At 67.0% G+C, this 14,030-nt stretch carries 19 protein-coding genes; 14 read left to right on the top strand and 5 right to left on the bottom strand.

The features are described 5' to 3' along the window. Window positions 1-273 precede the first annotated feature (273 nt). From BM009_RS11485 to BM009_RS11435, 11 genes are all read left to right on the top strand, one after another. On the top strand, window positions 274-1,089 hold the full coding sequence (locus BM009_RS11485) for a pyruvate, water dikinase regulatory protein (RefSeq protein ID WP_175487986.1): 816 nt from the start codon (window positions 274-276) through the stop codon (window positions 1,087-1,089). Continuing rightward, on the top strand, window positions 1,089-1,688 hold the full coding sequence (locus tag BM009_RS11480) for a Maf family protein (protein ID WP_093296277.1): 600 nt from the start codon (window positions 1,089-1,091) through the stop codon (window positions 1,686-1,688). The genes BM009_RS11485 and BM009_RS11480 overlap by 1 nt, the downstream gene beginning before the upstream one ends. Then, window positions 1,685-2,494, top strand: a complete 810-nt coding sequence (aroE, locus tag BM009_RS11475) for a shikimate dehydrogenase (RefSeq protein ID WP_093296276.1) — start codon at window positions 1,685-1,687, stop codon at window positions 2,492-2,494. Before BM009_RS11480 ends, aroE begins: the two co-directional genes overlap by 4 nt. Then, window positions 2,491-3,096: a dephospho-CoA kinase gene (gene coaE / locus BM009_RS11470; RefSeq protein WP_093296274.1), complete on the top strand. Its 606-nt coding sequence runs from the start codon at window positions 2,491-2,493 to the stop codon at window positions 3,094-3,096. The genes aroE and coaE overlap by 4 nt, the downstream gene beginning before the upstream one ends. A gap of 7 nt (window positions 3,097-3,103) precedes the next feature. Then, a complete protein-coding gene (gene dnaQ / locus BM009_RS11465; protein ID WP_093296273.1) occupies window positions 3,104-3,814 on the top strand; it encodes a DNA polymerase III subunit epsilon in 711 nt (236 codons plus the stop codon). 35 nt (window positions 3,815-3,849) lie between these two features. Beyond that, complete coding sequence (raiA, locus tag BM009_RS11460) at window positions 3,850-4,449, top strand: ribosome hibernation-promoting factor, HPF/YfiA family (RefSeq protein WP_093296271.1); 600 nt, start codon at window positions 3,850-3,852, stop codon at window positions 4,447-4,449. A gap of 45 nt (window positions 4,450-4,494) precedes the next feature. Then, window positions 4,495-4,962 carry a PTS sugar transporter subunit IIA gene (locus tag BM009_RS11455; protein ID WP_093296270.1) on the top strand — a complete coding sequence of 156 codons (468 nt, stop codon included), beginning with the start codon at window positions 4,495-4,497 and terminating at the stop codon, window positions 4,960-4,962. Next, a complete protein-coding gene (locus tag BM009_RS11450) occupies window positions 4,913-5,416 on the top strand; it encodes a PaaI family thioesterase (RefSeq protein ID WP_093296268.1) in 504 nt (167 codons plus the stop codon). Before BM009_RS11455 ends, BM009_RS11450 begins: the two co-directional genes overlap by 50 nt. Beyond that, window positions 5,413-5,754 (top strand): DUF1491 family protein, encoded by a 342-nt coding sequence (locus tag BM009_RS11445; protein WP_093296267.1) that lies wholly within the window; start codon window positions 5,413-5,415, stop codon window positions 5,752-5,754. Before BM009_RS11450 ends, BM009_RS11445 begins: the two co-directional genes overlap by 4 nt. A gap of 197 nt (window positions 5,755-5,951) precedes the next feature. Continuing rightward, on the top strand, window positions 5,952-6,569 hold the full coding sequence (locus BM009_RS11440) for a cell wall hydrolase (protein ID WP_254772255.1): 618 nt from the start codon (window positions 5,952-5,954) through the stop codon (window positions 6,567-6,569). A gap of 85 nt (window positions 6,570-6,654) precedes the next feature. Beyond that, on the top strand, window positions 6,655-7,152 hold the full coding sequence (locus BM009_RS11435) for an MmcB family DNA repair protein (protein ID WP_093296577.1): 498 nt from the start codon (window positions 6,655-6,657) through the stop codon (window positions 7,150-7,152). A 7-nt stretch (window positions 7,153-7,159) separates the two neighbouring features. Here the strand turns inward: BM009_RS11435 and BM009_RS11430 are convergent, their stop codons facing one another. Further along, window positions 7,160-7,777, bottom strand: coding sequence for an ankyrin repeat domain-containing protein (locus BM009_RS11430; protein WP_093296264.1), 618 nt, complete (start codon window positions 7,775-7,777; stop codon window positions 7,160-7,162). A 71-nt stretch (window positions 7,778-7,848) separates the two neighbouring features. On the opposite strand from BM009_RS11430, the gene BM009_RS11425 reads away from it, so the two are divergent. From BM009_RS11425 to BM009_RS11415, 3 genes are read left to right on the top strand one after another with little or no spacing between them, the layout of a single operon-like run. Continuing rightward, window positions 7,849-8,430, top strand: coding sequence for an SCO family protein (locus BM009_RS11425; RefSeq protein ID WP_093296262.1), 582 nt, complete (start codon window positions 7,849-7,851; stop codon window positions 8,428-8,430). Continuing rightward, window positions 8,418-8,861 (top strand): YcgN family cysteine cluster protein, encoded by a 444-nt coding sequence (locus tag BM009_RS11420; RefSeq protein WP_093296261.1) that lies wholly within the window; start codon window positions 8,418-8,420, stop codon window positions 8,859-8,861. The genes BM009_RS11425 and BM009_RS11420 overlap by 13 nt, the downstream gene beginning before the upstream one ends. Next, window positions 8,858-9,529 (top strand): M48 family metallopeptidase, encoded by a 672-nt coding sequence (locus BM009_RS11415; RefSeq protein ID WP_093296259.1) that lies wholly within the window; start codon window positions 8,858-8,860, stop codon window positions 9,527-9,529. Before BM009_RS11420 ends, BM009_RS11415 begins: the two co-directional genes overlap by 4 nt. A 194-nt stretch (window positions 9,530-9,723) precedes the next feature. On the opposite strand, the gene BM009_RS11410 is transcribed toward BM009_RS11415, so the two are convergent. The 4 genes from BM009_RS11410 to BM009_RS11395 are packed head-to-tail and all read right to left on the bottom strand — an operon-like array spanning window position 9,724 to window position 13,865. After that, complete coding sequence (locus BM009_RS11410; RefSeq protein ID WP_093296258.1) at window positions 9,724-11,877, bottom strand: transglycosylase domain-containing protein; 2,154 nt, start codon at window positions 11,875-11,877, stop codon at window positions 9,724-9,726. A gap of 58 nt (window positions 11,878-11,935) precedes the next feature. After that, a complete protein-coding gene (gene msrB, locus BM009_RS11405) occupies window positions 11,936-12,349 on the bottom strand; it encodes a peptide-methionine (R)-S-oxide reductase MsrB (RefSeq protein WP_093296256.1) in 414 nt (137 codons plus the stop codon). Window positions 12,350-12,399: 50 nt separating this feature from the next. After that, a complete protein-coding gene (locus BM009_RS11400; RefSeq protein WP_254772269.1) occupies window positions 12,400-12,900 on the bottom strand; it encodes a sterol desaturase family protein in 501 nt (166 codons plus the stop codon). A gap of 59 nt (window positions 12,901-12,959) precedes the next feature. Further along, window positions 12,960-13,865 (bottom strand): LysR substrate-binding domain-containing protein, encoded by a 906-nt coding sequence (locus BM009_RS11395; protein ID WP_093296253.1) that lies wholly within the window; start codon window positions 13,863-13,865, stop codon window positions 12,960-12,962. Window positions 13,866-14,030 lie beyond the last annotated feature (165 nt).

The raw sequence follows: 14,030 nt of genomic DNA, 5'->3' as shown, positions 1-14,030 counted from the left end.
TTCTCAGGATGTTGGAGTCTGTTGGCCGGTGAAAGCCGGGGCTTATGGCGATGTGAGTCAGTTGCCAACAATTTGACTCCTGCGGCCATACGGAATCAGCCGGATTCGGGAAATCTGTCCACAAGACTCACAGGCTGTGGATCGAAAGTACAAGCTGGGGATGCCGTTGTGGACGAATCACGCGGCGAATCCCGAATCTCGGCGGGTTGGCCGGGTGCCGCGGTTACGCTACCGCTTGTTCGCCATGTTATGCACAGATCAGTCCCCAGCCTGATGCGGCTGCACCTCCATTTGCTCTCGGACTCCACCGGGGAGACGCTGGAAAACATCGCCAAGGCGGCGCTGGCGCAGTTCGACGATGTCGAGCCGCTGCGCCATTTCTGGCCGATGGTGCGCAGCGAGGCGCATCTGGAGCGCATCCTGCAGGAGATCGCGCAAAATCCGGGGCTGGTGATCTACACGTTGGTCAATCGCGACATCCGCCGCATGCTGGAGACGCGCTGCCGCGCGCTGGGGCTGCCTGCGATCGCGCCGCTCGATCAGGTGAGTCATGCGCTTTCCAACCTGCTCGGCCAGGAAGCCAAGGCGCGGCCGGGGCGGCAGCACATGCTCGACGCCGCCTATTTCGCCCGCGTCGACGCGATCCAGTTCACCATCGCGCATGACGACGGCATCGGCTGGGAGGATTGGGAGGAAAGCGACATCGTGCTCGCCGGCGTGTCGCGCTCGTCGAAGACGCCGACCTCGATCTATCTCGCCAATCGCGGCTACAAGGTCTCGAACATCCCGGTGGTGGTGGAATCGCCGCCCCCGGCCAAGCTGTTCCAGCTCCAGGGGCCGCTGATCGTGGGGCTCACCACCAGCGCCGATCGGCTGGTGCAGATCCGCCGCAACCGGCTGCTCTCGCTCAACCAGGCGCCGGAGACCGATTATGTCGACCAGGAAGCGGTGCAGCGCGAGATCGCCTTTGCGCGGCGCATGTTCGCCGACAATGGCTGGCCGGTGATCGACGTCACACGCCGCTCGATCGAGGAAACCGCGGCTGCGATCATCCAGCTGTGCAACGACCGCGCGATGGAGCGCCGATAATGCCGACTCTCGTTCTTGCCTCCCAGAGCGCCTCGCGCCGGGCGATGCTCGATGCCGCAGGCGTGCCGCACGAGGCGTTGCCCGCGCTGGTGGATGAGGCCAGCGCCAAGGAATCGCTGCTCGCCGAGGGCACGAGCCCGCGTGACCTTGCCGATGCACTCGCCGAGCTGAAGGCGCTCAAGGTTTCGCGCATGGCGCCGCAGGCGCTGGTGCTGGGTGGCGATTCGCTGGTCGCACTCGACGACGGCAGCCTGCTCGACAAGCCGGAGAGTCGCGAGCAGGCGCGCGACCACCTTGAGCGCATGTCGGGCAGGACCCACGACATCTACAGCGCCGCAGTGATCGCCGAAGGCGGCCGGCCGGTGTGGCGGCATGTCGATCGCGCGCGGCTGCACGTGCGACCGCTGGGCGACGCATTCATCGAATCGTACCTCGACATGGAGTGGCCAGCGATCGCCGGCTGTGTCGGCTGTTTCCGCATCGAAGGGCCCGGCGTGCAGCTGTTCCACCGCACCGAGGGCAGCCACTTCACCATCCTCGGCATGCCGCTGCTGCCGATTCTCGACTATCTGCGCACCCGGGGAGTAATGCCCAAGTGACTCGCTATGCCGAGGTGATCGGCGATCCAATCGCCCATTCCAAATCCCCGATCATCCACAAATTCTGGCTCGATGCGCTGGGGATCGAGGGCGATTATCGCCGCACCCATGTGCTGGGCGACGATCTCGCTACCTATTTCGCTCGCGCCAAGGACGATTCCGACTGGCGCGGCTGCAACGTCACCATCCCGCACAAGCTGGCGGTGATGGACCTGGTGGGCGATCCCGGCGGGGTGCGGAACACGATCGGCGCGATGAACACCGTGATCCGCGGCGAAGACGGCACGCTGATCGGCACCAATACCGATGCCGGTGGCTTCTTCTCGCCGATCGCCGGGCTGGAGCTGGAAGGCCGCCATGCGGTGGTCGTCGGCGCCGGCGGCGGCGCGCGTGCGGTGCTGTTCGCTCTGTCGCGCGTCGGCATCGGCCGGGTGACGATCCTCAACCGCAACGTGCTCAAGGCGGCTGCCCTGCTCTCCAGCTTCGGCGTCAAAGGCGATGCGCTGCCGATCGGCGCGCCGCTCCCCGCCGCCGACCTGCTGGTGAACGCCAGCCCGCTCGGCATGGACGGCCAGCCGCCGCTCGACCTCAACCTCGATCCGCTGCCCGAACATGCGGTGGTGTACGATATCGTCTACGCCCCGCTCGAGACGCCGCTGCTCGCCCAGGCGCGCGACCGCGAGCTGGACACGGTCGACGGCCTCGAGATGCTGGTCGGCCAGGCCGCGCTTGCCTTCGAGCTCTTCTTCGGCGCCGAGCCCCCGCGCGACCGCGACGAGGAACTGCGCGCGCTGCTCACCGCATGAGCAGGCGGCCGATCGTGCTGGGCCTCACCGGCTCGATCGGCATGGGCAAGTCGACCGTGGCGGCGATGTTCGCCGCCGACGGCGTGCCGGTGTTCGATGCCGACGCAAGCGTCCACCAGCTTCAGGGCCCGAACGGCGCGGCGGTAGCGGCGATTGAAGCCGAGTTCCCCGACACCACGACCGAGCTCGGCGTGAATCGCACGCTGCTGCGCGAGGCGGTGATGGCCGATCCCACCGCTTTCGCCCGGCTCGAGGCGATTCTCCACCCCGCCGTCGCCGAGGCGCGCGAGTCGTTCCTGGCCGCGCATGCCGAGTCGCCGCTGGTCGTTCTTGACGTACCATTGCTGTTCGAGGCGGGCGGCTGGCGGCATGTCGACAAGATTGCTGTGGTCTCGGCGCCGCCCGAGGTGCAGCGCGAGCGCGTCCTCGCCCGCCCCGGCATGACCGCGGAGCGCTTCGACGCCATCCTTGCGCGGCAGATGCCCGACGCCGAGAAGCGCGCCCGCGCCGATTTCGTCGTCCCCACCGGCGAAGGTTTGCAGGTTACGGAAGATTGCGTACGCAAGGTCATCGCTTGCCTCGCGCCGCCTGCGGGTGGATAAGCGCTCCATGCGGGAAATCGTGTTTGACACCGAAACGACGGGACTCAGTTTCTCAGGCGGAGACCGCCTCGTCGAAATCGGCTGTGTCGAGCTGGTGAACCGGGTTGCCACCGGCAACCATTTCCACGCCTATATAAATCCGCAGCGGCCGATGCCGGTGGAGGCGTTCAACGTCCACGGCCTGTCCGAGCGATTCCTCTCCGACAAGCCGCTGTTCGAGGACGTTGTCGAGGATCTGCTGGGGTTCATCGGCGACTCGCCGATGGTCGCGCACAATGCCGGATTCGACTTCAGCTTCCTCAACGGCGAGCTCGGCCGCTGCAGCCGTCCCATCATCCACCTGAGCCGCATGGTCGACACGCTGGTGCTCGCGCGCACCCGGCATCCGGGCGCCAAACACACGCTCGATGCGCTGTGCAGCCGCTACGGCATCGATCTCAGCGCGCGTACCCTGCACGGTGCGCTGCTCGACGCGCAGCTGCTGGCGCAGGTCTATGTCGAGCTGACCGGCGGCCGCCAAATCACGCTGGGCCTGGCGGAAGAAGTGCCGGTCATGCCGGAGACCGTCGCCGAGGCGCCGACTCGGGTACACGTCCGGCCGGCGCGGCGTTTCACCGCGAGTGCGGTGGAACTTGAACGGCACGCAGCGTTTCTGAAGTCCCTGGACGAGCCGCTATGGGGTGTTCCCACAATCGACGCGGTTCCGGCGCACCCCTAGGTCGCTCGTCCCTAATTGCGAAGTGGAGGTACATTATGGATATCCGGATCTCGGGGCATCAGGTCGATACGGGCGCAGCGCTCAAGACGCAGGTGACGGATCGGGTCCAGGGTATCGCCGACAAATATTTCTCCCGCGCCATCTCCTCGCAGATCACCTTCGGCAAGGGCCCGCACGACAACGGCTTCACCTGCGACATCGTGATGCACGTGACCCAAGGCCTGGTGCTCAAGGCGACCAACAGCGGCATGGAAGCGCATGGCGCGTTCGACGGCGCGGCGGACCGGATCGACAAGCAGCTGCGCCGCTATGTCCGCCGGCTCAAGGATCGCCGCCCCACCGAAGTGATCGCGCTGGCCGAAGGCGGCGCCTATGACAATGGTTTCGACAATGCCGGCTATACCCTGTTCCAGGAAGCGCGCGAGGAAGAGGAAGTCGCCGACGCACCGCTGGTGATCGCGGAGACGCGCGTCGACGTTCCGGAAGCCACGGTTTCGGACGCGGTGATGATGCTCGACTTGCGCAATACCAACGCATTGCTGTTCCGCAACAGCGGCACGGGCGCCTATAATATGGTCTATCGCCGCGGTGACGGAACGATTGGCTGGGTTGAGCCCAACCGCGCACCGGCGTAAGGCCGGGCTGCCCCAGGGGCAGCACCGCTTCTTTGGAACGATTTCATGACTGATCTGAGCGATTTGCTCGTGCCGGAGGCGGTGCTCGCCGGCGTTACGGCGGGTAACAAGAAGGCGCTGTTCCAGCAGCTTGGTGCCAGTGCGGCGGCGATCTACGGGGTCGACGCCAAGCTGGTCGCCGAGCGGCTGGCCGAGCGCGAGCGGCTGGGCTCGACCGGCTTCGGCGGCGGCATCGCGATTCCGCATGCGCGGCTCGACGATCTGCCGCGCGTGTGCGGCGTCTTCGCCCGACTGGAACAGCCGCTCGATTTCGGCGCGGTCGACGATCTGCCGGTGGACCTGGTGTTCATGCTGCTCTCCCCAACCAATGCCGGGGCCGAGCATCTCAAGGCGCTTGCCTCGGTCTCGCGGCGGCTGCGCGAGCGTCCCTTTGCCGAGAAGCTGCGCGGCGCGGGGTCGAAGGATGCGCTCTACGTGCTGCTCACCGGAGTCGAGGCGCGTGACGCCGCCTGAATCGGCGCCGACGGGGGCCGAGGCGCATTACCGGGCGCTGGAATCGCTTTACGCCGCCGCCCCGATCAACCAGCTCTTCCCGTCGGTGCTCGAGATTCCCGAGGCGGGAGTCGCGCGAATCCGCTTCGAGGTGGATTCGCGCTATTTCCACGCCGCCGGGGCGACCCACGGCACCAGCTATTTCAAGATGCTCGACGATGCCGCCTTCTATGCGGCAAACAGCCTGGTCACCGATCGCTTCCTGCTGACCACCGCCTTCAACCTGCTGCTGACCCGGCCGCTGCCCGAGGGGCCGGTGATCGCGGAGGGCCGCTGGGTAAGCGGCCAGCGCCGCGTGTTCGTCGCCGAGGCGCGGCTGATCGACGCGCATGGCGAGGAGGCCGCGCGCGGCACCGGCACCTTCATGCGCTCGCGGATCGCGCTCGCCACCCTGCCCGGCTATCGCACCGCATGACGCCGCGGCTGACCAGCGCGATGCTGGTGAGCGCGCTCGTGCGGCGGGCCGATGCCGCTGGCGGATCGGCGATGGTGCTGGCGAAGGGGGACGCTACCTCGGGCGCGATCCTGCTCCTGCTGCTGGAGCGCGGCAGCAATCCGCGCTTCGTCGAAGGCGGTATCGCGCCCGATGGTGAGCGTGCCTTGCTCCCCTCCGGCCCCAGGGAACTGGCCGATGAGGCGGAGGCCAGCGCCTATTGGCGGCGGCGGCGCGAACGCGACAGCGATCTGTGGGTCGTTGAACTGGATATCGCAGGCGGCGAACGGTTCGCCGCTGAAACGATGAACCTTTGTTGACAGCCCGGGCCTCGCCCGCGAAAGGGTTCACCACGTCAATTCGCGTTGTGCCGTTCGAGGTGTGAAGTCGATCGGTTACGCAGTCGGGGGGTAAGTCCGACGGCTCAGTCTCCTCCGGAGCAGCGGCCGATCGCACGCCAACCGCACAATACAGATATGAAATGAAGTTTCTGCCACGGGCTGCGACTTTCGCAGCTGTGACTTTTTGCGCTGGCGCACTTGCGAATGCCGCCACGCTCAACCTGAGCCCGCTCCCCCAGCAGGAAGCGAAGCTTCAGGCGACGGTGCAGCCGGCACCGGCACAGATTCAGAACGTCCTTGCTTCCCAGCAGGTTCCCGCGCCCCAGGCCGCGGTCGAGCAGCAGGGGACCGACGCCGAGGACGATAGCGATACGGAATACGCCACCCTCTCCGACGCGGTCGCCGCGCAGGAAGACGTTGCTGCGCTCGAAGAGGATCGCGAACTCCGCTGCCTCGCCACCGGCGTCTATTTCGAAGCCCGCAGCGAGCCGCTGTCGGGCCAGCTGGCGGTCGCCGACGTGATCATCAACCGCAGCACTTCGGGGCGCTTCCCCGGTTCGGTCTGCTCGGTGGTGACCCAGAAGGGCCAGTTCTCGTTCGTCCGCGGCGGCAAGATGCCGACCCCGCCGGCCAACGCCCAGTGGCGCCGCGCGCTCGCGGTGGCGCAGGTCGCCCGCAAGAATCTGTGGGACAGCCCGGCCGGCGACGCGCTCTACTTCCATGCGCGCTACGTAAACGGCGCCCAGGGCCGCGCTTCGGTTGCGACCGTGGGGAACCACATCTTCTATCGCTGATCGGGAGGTTCCCGCTCGCGCTTGAAAAGCCGCCGAAGCGATTCGGCGGCTTTTCTGTGTTCGCCGAATGTTCTATGTTCCGGCAATGAACGCGCACGCTCCCCTGCCTCCTGCCCTGACTCCCGAAGCCGAGGCGCTGGTCGCCGCCGATGTGGTGCGGGGCGTGTGCCGGATGCTGCTGCGCCACGATTGCGTGGCGATCGGCGAGGTGCCGCTGGAGGGCGGCCGGCGGGTCGACCTGATGGCGCTGGATGCCCGCGGCAACATCGTCATCGTCGAGATCAAGGTGTCGCGCGCCGACCTGCTCGGCGACGCCAAATGGCCCGAATATCTTGGCCATTGCGACCGCTTCTTCTGGGCGGTGCCGCAGGGGTTCGACCTGCGCCCGCTCGACCAGCCGCATTTCCTGCCCGAGCGCACCGGGCTGATCGTTGCCGATCGCTATGATGCGGCGGTGGCGCGCGAGGCGGCGACGGTGCCGCTGGCGGCGCCTGCCCGCCGCAAGGCCACGCTCGCCTTCGCCCGCCGGGCGGGACGAAGGCTGCTGGGGATGCTCGATCCCGACGTCGCCGACGGGTTCTGAGCGTCGGTTAGAGCTTCGGCCCTGCCGCCGCCGCAGCGCGGCCGACCTTGGGCGCGTCGGCGAGCAGCTTGGCGATCGAGGGATAGCGAGTCTCGCGCTTGGCATATTCGCGCGCCGACAGGCCGCCGCCGAAATCGGCCCGATCGGGATCGGCGCCCGCATCGAGCAGCTTCTTCGCTACTTCGGCGTCGTGGGCGAGCACCGCCCGGATCAGCGGGGTGACGCCGCCATTGTTCGCCAGGTTGACGTTGGCCTTCTTGGCGAGCAGCGCGTCGACGCCCGGCGCCCAGCCGAGGCCGGCGGCGAAGATCAGCGGCGTGTTGCCATCGCGATCCTGGATGTTCACATTGATGCCGGGCTGGTTGATCAGCACGGTCAGATAGGTCGGGTCCTGGCGCTTGATCACGATGTGCAGCGCGGCCTCGCCGGTGCCATAGGGATCCTTGACGTTGATCATCGAGGCTGCCTTGTCGCGCAGGAACTCGTTGACCTTGTTCCCGTCCGCCTTACGGATCGCGTCGAGGAACTGGATGCTCTCGCGCGGCTGGCCCATGCCTTGGGCGAGCGCCGGAAGCGGCAGGAGGAGAAGCGCCGCGGCGGCGGCAGAGGCGAGACGGAACGTCATTGCTGGATCGGTACCTTCGATACGGGCGACGGATGCAGGGGCGTTCCTAGCAAAGACTGGCGGTGGATACCATGAACTGGATGTTTCGCGCGTTGATAGCTTCTGCAATGCTGGCATTGGCGGCCTGTGGCACGGGCAGCACCGAAGCGCCGCCGCTGGCCGGTGCTCGGATCGGCGGGCCGTTCACCCTCACCGATCAGAACGGCAAGACCGTCACCGATGCTGATTTCGCGGGCAAGTACCGCATCGTCTATTTCGGCTACACCTATTGCCCGGACGTCTGCCCGACCGACCTGACCAAGATCGGCGCGGCGCTGCGCACGCTCGACAAGCAGGGGCCGGGCACCGCGCAGAAGATCGTGCCGCTGTTCATCACCGTCGATCCCGAGCGCGACGGGCCGGCGCAGCTCAAGCAATATGTCGGTAATTTCCACCCGCGGCTGGTGGGGCTTACCGGCTCGCCGCAAGCGATCGCGCAGGTGGCAAAGGAATATGCTGTCGCCTATATGAAGCAGCCTACGCCGTCGGGCTATCTGATGGGCCACACGGAAGTGGCCTATCTGATGGGGCCGGACGGCAAGCCGATTACCAGCCTGCCGCTGGAAAAGGATCCCCCGGCGATCGTCGCCGAGCTTGAGCATTGGGTGCGTTGACCAACAAATTCTGGGAAGATCTGCCGCTGGAGGCCCTGGACCGCGCGCAATGGGAAGCCCTGTGCGACGGCTGCGGCAAATGCTGCCTGCACAAGCTGGAGGACGAGGAAACGGGCGAGCTGTTCGCCACCAATGTCGCCTGCAAGCTGCTCGATCGCCGCATGGGCCTCTGCAAGGATTACAAGCATCGCCGCGCCTATGTGCCCGAGTGCGTGCGGCTGACGACGCGCAACGTCCGCGACATCGAGTGGCTGCCCACCACCTGCGCCTATCGGCTGCGGGCGAATGGCGAGAAGCTGCCCGACTGGCATTATCTCGTCTCGGGCGACCGTGAGGCGGTGCACAAGGCGGGGGAATCGACCCGCGGCTGGACCATCTCCGAGGACGATGCCGGCGATCTCGAACATCACATGACGGACCGCCGCCTTTGATCGAGGGGCTCGAGGTGATCCGCCATCCCCGCGCGCGGCGGATGCGGCTCGCGATCGATCCCCGCGACGGCAAGGTGCGGCTGACGATTCCGCCGCGCGCGTCGCTCGCCAAGGCGATGCAATGGGTCGGCGAGCAGCAGGGCTGGATCGACGCGCAGCGCGAGCGGTTGCCCGGCGGGCGGCCGTTCGTGCCGGGTGCCCGCGTGCCGTTCGGCGATGGCGAACTGACGATCGTCTGGCCAGTGCCGGGCGTCCGCGGGGTACGACGCGAGGGCGACCAACTGCTCTGCGGCGGAACCGAGGAAGGCTTGGGGCGCCGCGTCGAACGCTGGCTGCGGGCCGAGGCGCTGCGGGTGCTGAGCGAGGAGACCGGGCAGTATGCGGCGCTGGCCGGGGTGCGGGTCACCAAGGTCGCGATCGGTGATGCGAGGAGTCGCTGGGGCAGTTGCGCCTCCACGGGGGTAATCCGCTACAGCTGGCGGCTGATCCTGGCGCCGAGCGAGGTCCGCCGGGCAACGGTGGCGCATGAAGTCGCGCACCGGGTGCACATGAACCATGGCCCGGAGTTTCATGCGCTGGTCGAGCAGCTCTACGGCGCCGATCCGACCCCGCACCGGCATTGGCTGCGCAAACATGGGTCGAGCCTGCACTGGGTAGGGCGGGAATAGCCTCCCGCCTTCAATCCCCCTCCCGCCTGCGGGAGGGGAGGGTGTGTGCTGGAAGCGGATCCTGCACACGCAGAAGCGCTACACAAACGAAGGTCGTCGCAGTCGGGAGATCCCGGCAGCGGATCGCCTGCCACCCTCACACACCCTCCCCCAGCCCCTCCCGCAAGCGGGAGGGGAGTTTAGAGGGGCAGCCCTCAATATTCGTCGTTGGGCCGCTGGCGATCCTGCGGTGCCGGCTGACGTTGCGGCTGGCGCGGCTGGGGCTGCTGCTGCGCCGGCGGCCGGCCGGTCATCCGATTGATCCAGTCGCGGTCGAGCCGTTCGCCCTGTTGTTGCTGGACGGGCGCCGGGCGGCCGCCCGGCTGCACCGGTGCGGTGCCGTCCATCTCCTCGCCATCCTCCGGCTCGGTCGGCACCTGCGGCGGCGGCGCGATCGGGTTGCCGTCCGGATCGACCATCATGCCGTTATCCGGGGCGCCATAGGCGTCCTCGTCGGGCTCAAGCATGTTGTCCGGCGGCGTCAGCTGGGTCTCGAACTGCTCGACCGGGCGGTTGGCGACGGCCTGGATCATGAAGTCGTGGAAGGCTCGGGCCGGCGCGCGGCCGCCCTGCAGGCCCGGCACCACCTTGGCGTCGTCGCGGCCCATCCACACGCCGGTGGTGAGGCCGCTGGAGAAGCCGATGAACCAGCCGTCCTTGTTCGAGGTCGTCGTGCCGGTCTTGCCCGCGACCGGACGACCGATCTGCGCGGCGCGGCCGGTGCCGGTGGCCACCGCGGTCTGCATCAGGTCGATCATCTGCGCCGCGACGTAATTGGCGACCAGCACATGGCTGGTATCCACCTCATGCTGGTAGATCACGCGGTTGTTCGCGGTGACGCGGGTGATGCCATAGGGCGTCACCGCCACGCCGTTGTTGCCCACCGAGGCGAAAGCGCGCGTCATGTCGATCAGGCGCACGTTCGAGGTGCCGAGCACCATCGCCGGCTGGGTGTTGATCGGGGTGGTGATGCCGAAGCGCTTCGCCATGTCCGCCACGGTGGTGAAGCCCACCTCCTGGCCGAGCTTCGCCGCGATCGTGTTGACCGAATAGGCAAAGGCGGTGCGGATCGTGATCGGCCCGCTGTTGCGGCGCGAATCATTGCGTGGGCTCCAGCCGTCGATCGTCACCGGCTCGTCGACCACCACGTCATCGGGCTTGTGCCCGGCTTCGAGCGCCGAGAGATAGACGAACAGCTTGAACGACGAGCCCGGCTGGCGCTGCGCCTGGGTCGCGCGGTTGTAGATCGAGGACACATAGTCCTTGCCGCCCACCATCGCCCGCACCGCGCCATCCCGGTCGATCGAGACGAGCGCGCCCTGCGCGCCGTCGGGCGCATTCACGCGGATCGCCTGGTCGGCGCTGCGCTGCATGTTGAGGTCGAGCGTCGTCCACACGTCGAGCGGCGCCTCGGTCTCGTCGATCAGCGTCTCCAGCTGGGGCAGCGCCCAGTCGGTGAAGTAGCGGACGCTGTTCTGCTTGGGCTCGGGCGCCAGCTGCACGGCGTGCGGATCGGTGCTGTTGGCCTGGGCCTCGCTGATCTTGCCGGCATCGGCCATCAGCTTGAGCACCACCGTCGCGCGATCGACCGCCGCCTCGGCATCGGCCGTCGGCGAATAATGCGACGGCGCCTTGACCAGGCCTGCGATGATCGCGGACTCGCCGAGCGAGAGGTTGGTCGCGGGGTGGCCGAAGAACTTGCGGCTCGCCGCGTCGATACCGTACGCGCCGCCGCCGAAATAGACTTTGTTCAGGTAAAGCTCGAGGATTTCCTGCTTGCTGAACTTGCGCTCGAGCGCCAGCGCCAGCACCGCCTCGCGGACCTTGCGGCCGACGCTGTACTTGTTCGACAGGAAGATGGTGCGCGCCACCTGCTGGGTGATCGTCGAGCCGCCCTGCAGGCGCCGGCCCTCGTCATGCAGCCGCTTGGCCACCCAGAAGATGCGCGCGACGCCGATCGGATCGACGCCCCAGTGCGATTCGAAGCGGCGATCCTCGGTCGCGATGATCGCGTCCTTCATCGCCTGCGGGATCTGGTCGTACTTGATCCACTCGCCATAGCTCGGCCCGAGCGAGACGAGCACGGTGCCGTCGACCGCGTGGACGCGGATCATCTGTCCGTTGGGCGAGGACTTCATCTGGTCGAAGCTCGGCAGCGTCGAGCGCGCCGAATAGACCGCGATCAGCAGCGCGATGCCGGCGATCAGCGCCAACGCCACGCCGCTGATCAGCGACCAGAGGAAGAACTTCTTCCAGAAGGAGCCCCGGCGCCACCAAGGCGCAGCTGCGGTTTTCGATTTCACGGCCATGTACGGTGTGAGCGATTACAGCGTGCGGGGCCTTCTCACAAGGATCAGGCGTTAGGGATCAGGCGGCCGATGCACCTGCCGCGCGGGGCCGAAAATCAAGGCTGACCGAATTCATGCAGTAGCGAAGGCCGGTCGGCGGGGGTCCATCGGGAAAGACATGGCCGAGATGGCCGTCGCAGCGGGCGCAGCGTGCCTCGATCCGGCGCATGCCATGGCTGGTATCCGCATGCTCGCTCACATGGTCCGGCGCCACCGGCTGGGTGAAGCTGGGCCAGCCCGAGCCCGAGTCATATTTGTCGACGCTGTCGAACAATTCGAGCTGGCATCCGGCGCAGCGATAGATGCCGTCGGCCTTGTTGTCGTTGTAATGTCCGGAAAAGGCGCGCTCGGTGCCGGCCTCGCGCAGCACGTGGAACTGCTCGGGGGTAAGGCGCTTGCGCCATTCGGATTCGGAGAGATTCAGCTGTTCCATAGACCCAAGATGTGGGTCCGGTGGGGCGCCCCGTCAATCCGCCGAACGGCTCAATCCGGGATGGTGATCCGCTGGACGATGGCGCCGCTCTCGCGCAGCTGCGCCTTCAGCACCTCGGGCTTGGGAGCATAGAGGAAGCCGAAGCTCACCGTGCCCTTGCGGGTGCGTACGGCGTGGTGGAGCCGGTGCGCCTGGACGATCCGCTTCATGTAGCTGGAGCGCGGGATGTAGCGGTGGCGAAGCCGCTTGTGCACGATCAGGTCGTGGAAGCCGAAATAGATCGCGCCGTACGCCGCAATCCCCGCGCCGATCCAGGTGAAGCCCGGCCACCAGCCGAGCTGCACGCCGCCCAGCAGCAGCACGAACGACGGCACCGCGAAGATCGCCGCGTAGAGGTCGTTGAGCTCCCAATTGCCCGTGCGCGGGCGGTGGTGGCTTTCGTGGAGGAACCAGCCGGGCCCGTGCATGATCCAGCGGTGCGCGGCATAGGCGAACAGCTCCATGCCGAGCACGGTGGCGAGGAAAATCAGGACGGCGTTGAGCGGCGACATGGCCCCCATGTAGGCGATCCCGCCGCGCCATTCCATTGACTTTGCCCAAAGAGGCAGGGTCAGGCCTGCGGCATGTCCAGCAAATCCGCGCCCATCGCCGAGATCAGCCAGTCATGGAAGATCTGCACCGGCCGCAGCGTCAGCGCGCGGGGACGGCAGACGAACCAGTAGCTGTAATGGCTCTCCACGGTCAGGTCGAACAGCTGCACCAGCCGCTCGTCTCGGGCGGACTGGTAATGCGACTCGAGCATGAACGCGACGCCTAGGCCCTGGGCGGCTGCCTCCAGCATCAGATTGCCCGAATCGAACAGGTCGATCGCTGCCGGTTCGAGATCGGGATAGCCGGCCGCCATCCGCCAGGCGGTGAAGGTCTCGGGCATTTCGCGGTGGACCAATGCGGTAAGCCGCGACAGGTCCATGGGATCACGGACCGGGGTCGGCCCCTCCACAAGGTTGCGAGCGCCGATGACGTGCACGCGGTTGCGATCGAGCCGGCGCGAATAATAGCCGGGGTCGATATCGCGGGCGATGACGATCGCCGCGTCGAGCCCGTCGCCCAGCCGCGCCATGCCATGGCTGCCGGTGTCGACGTCCAGATGCAATTGGGGATGCTGTCTCTTCAGCTCGGGCAGGCGCGGCAGCAGCTGCTGCGTCGCATAGAGCGGCAGCACGCCGAGCCGCAGCCGCAGCAATTCGCTGCCGCTGGTCATCGTCTCGATCGCGTCGGTCATCGTGTCGAGCGCAGGGGCGATCAGGCTGAGCAGCCGGTCGCCATCGTCGTTGAGCCGCAGCGATTGGTGCCGTCGCTCGAACAGCGGCTTGCCGATGAAGCGCTCGAGCGCCTGCACCCGCCGACTGAGCGCGGGCGAGGACAGCGCCAGCTCCTCGGCGGCGGCCTTGATCGAACCCAAGCGGGCAACCTGGACAAAGGCTTCGATCGCGGTGAGCGGCGGAAGGCGTCGCATCGATCCGTCTCTCTTCTGTGGTGCGGTGCAGCAAAGGGCTCGCAAGAACCAAAGGCTCTTGCGCGATCCATTCCCGCTCGCAGCGAATATCGCTCCGGACAATTGCGATTGCAAGCCATGCATCTACGCGGTGTAATTTTCGCACTTGCACAAAAACGTGCCGCA

It is taken from the genome of Sphingomonas sp. NFR04 (assembly GCF_900114095.1).
Taxonomy (GTDB): domain Bacteria; phylum Pseudomonadota; class Alphaproteobacteria; order Sphingomonadales; family Sphingomonadaceae; genus Sphingomonas.
The sequence above is the reverse complement of the archived record's forward strand: the minus strand, read 5'-3'. Positions and strand labels throughout refer to the sequence as shown.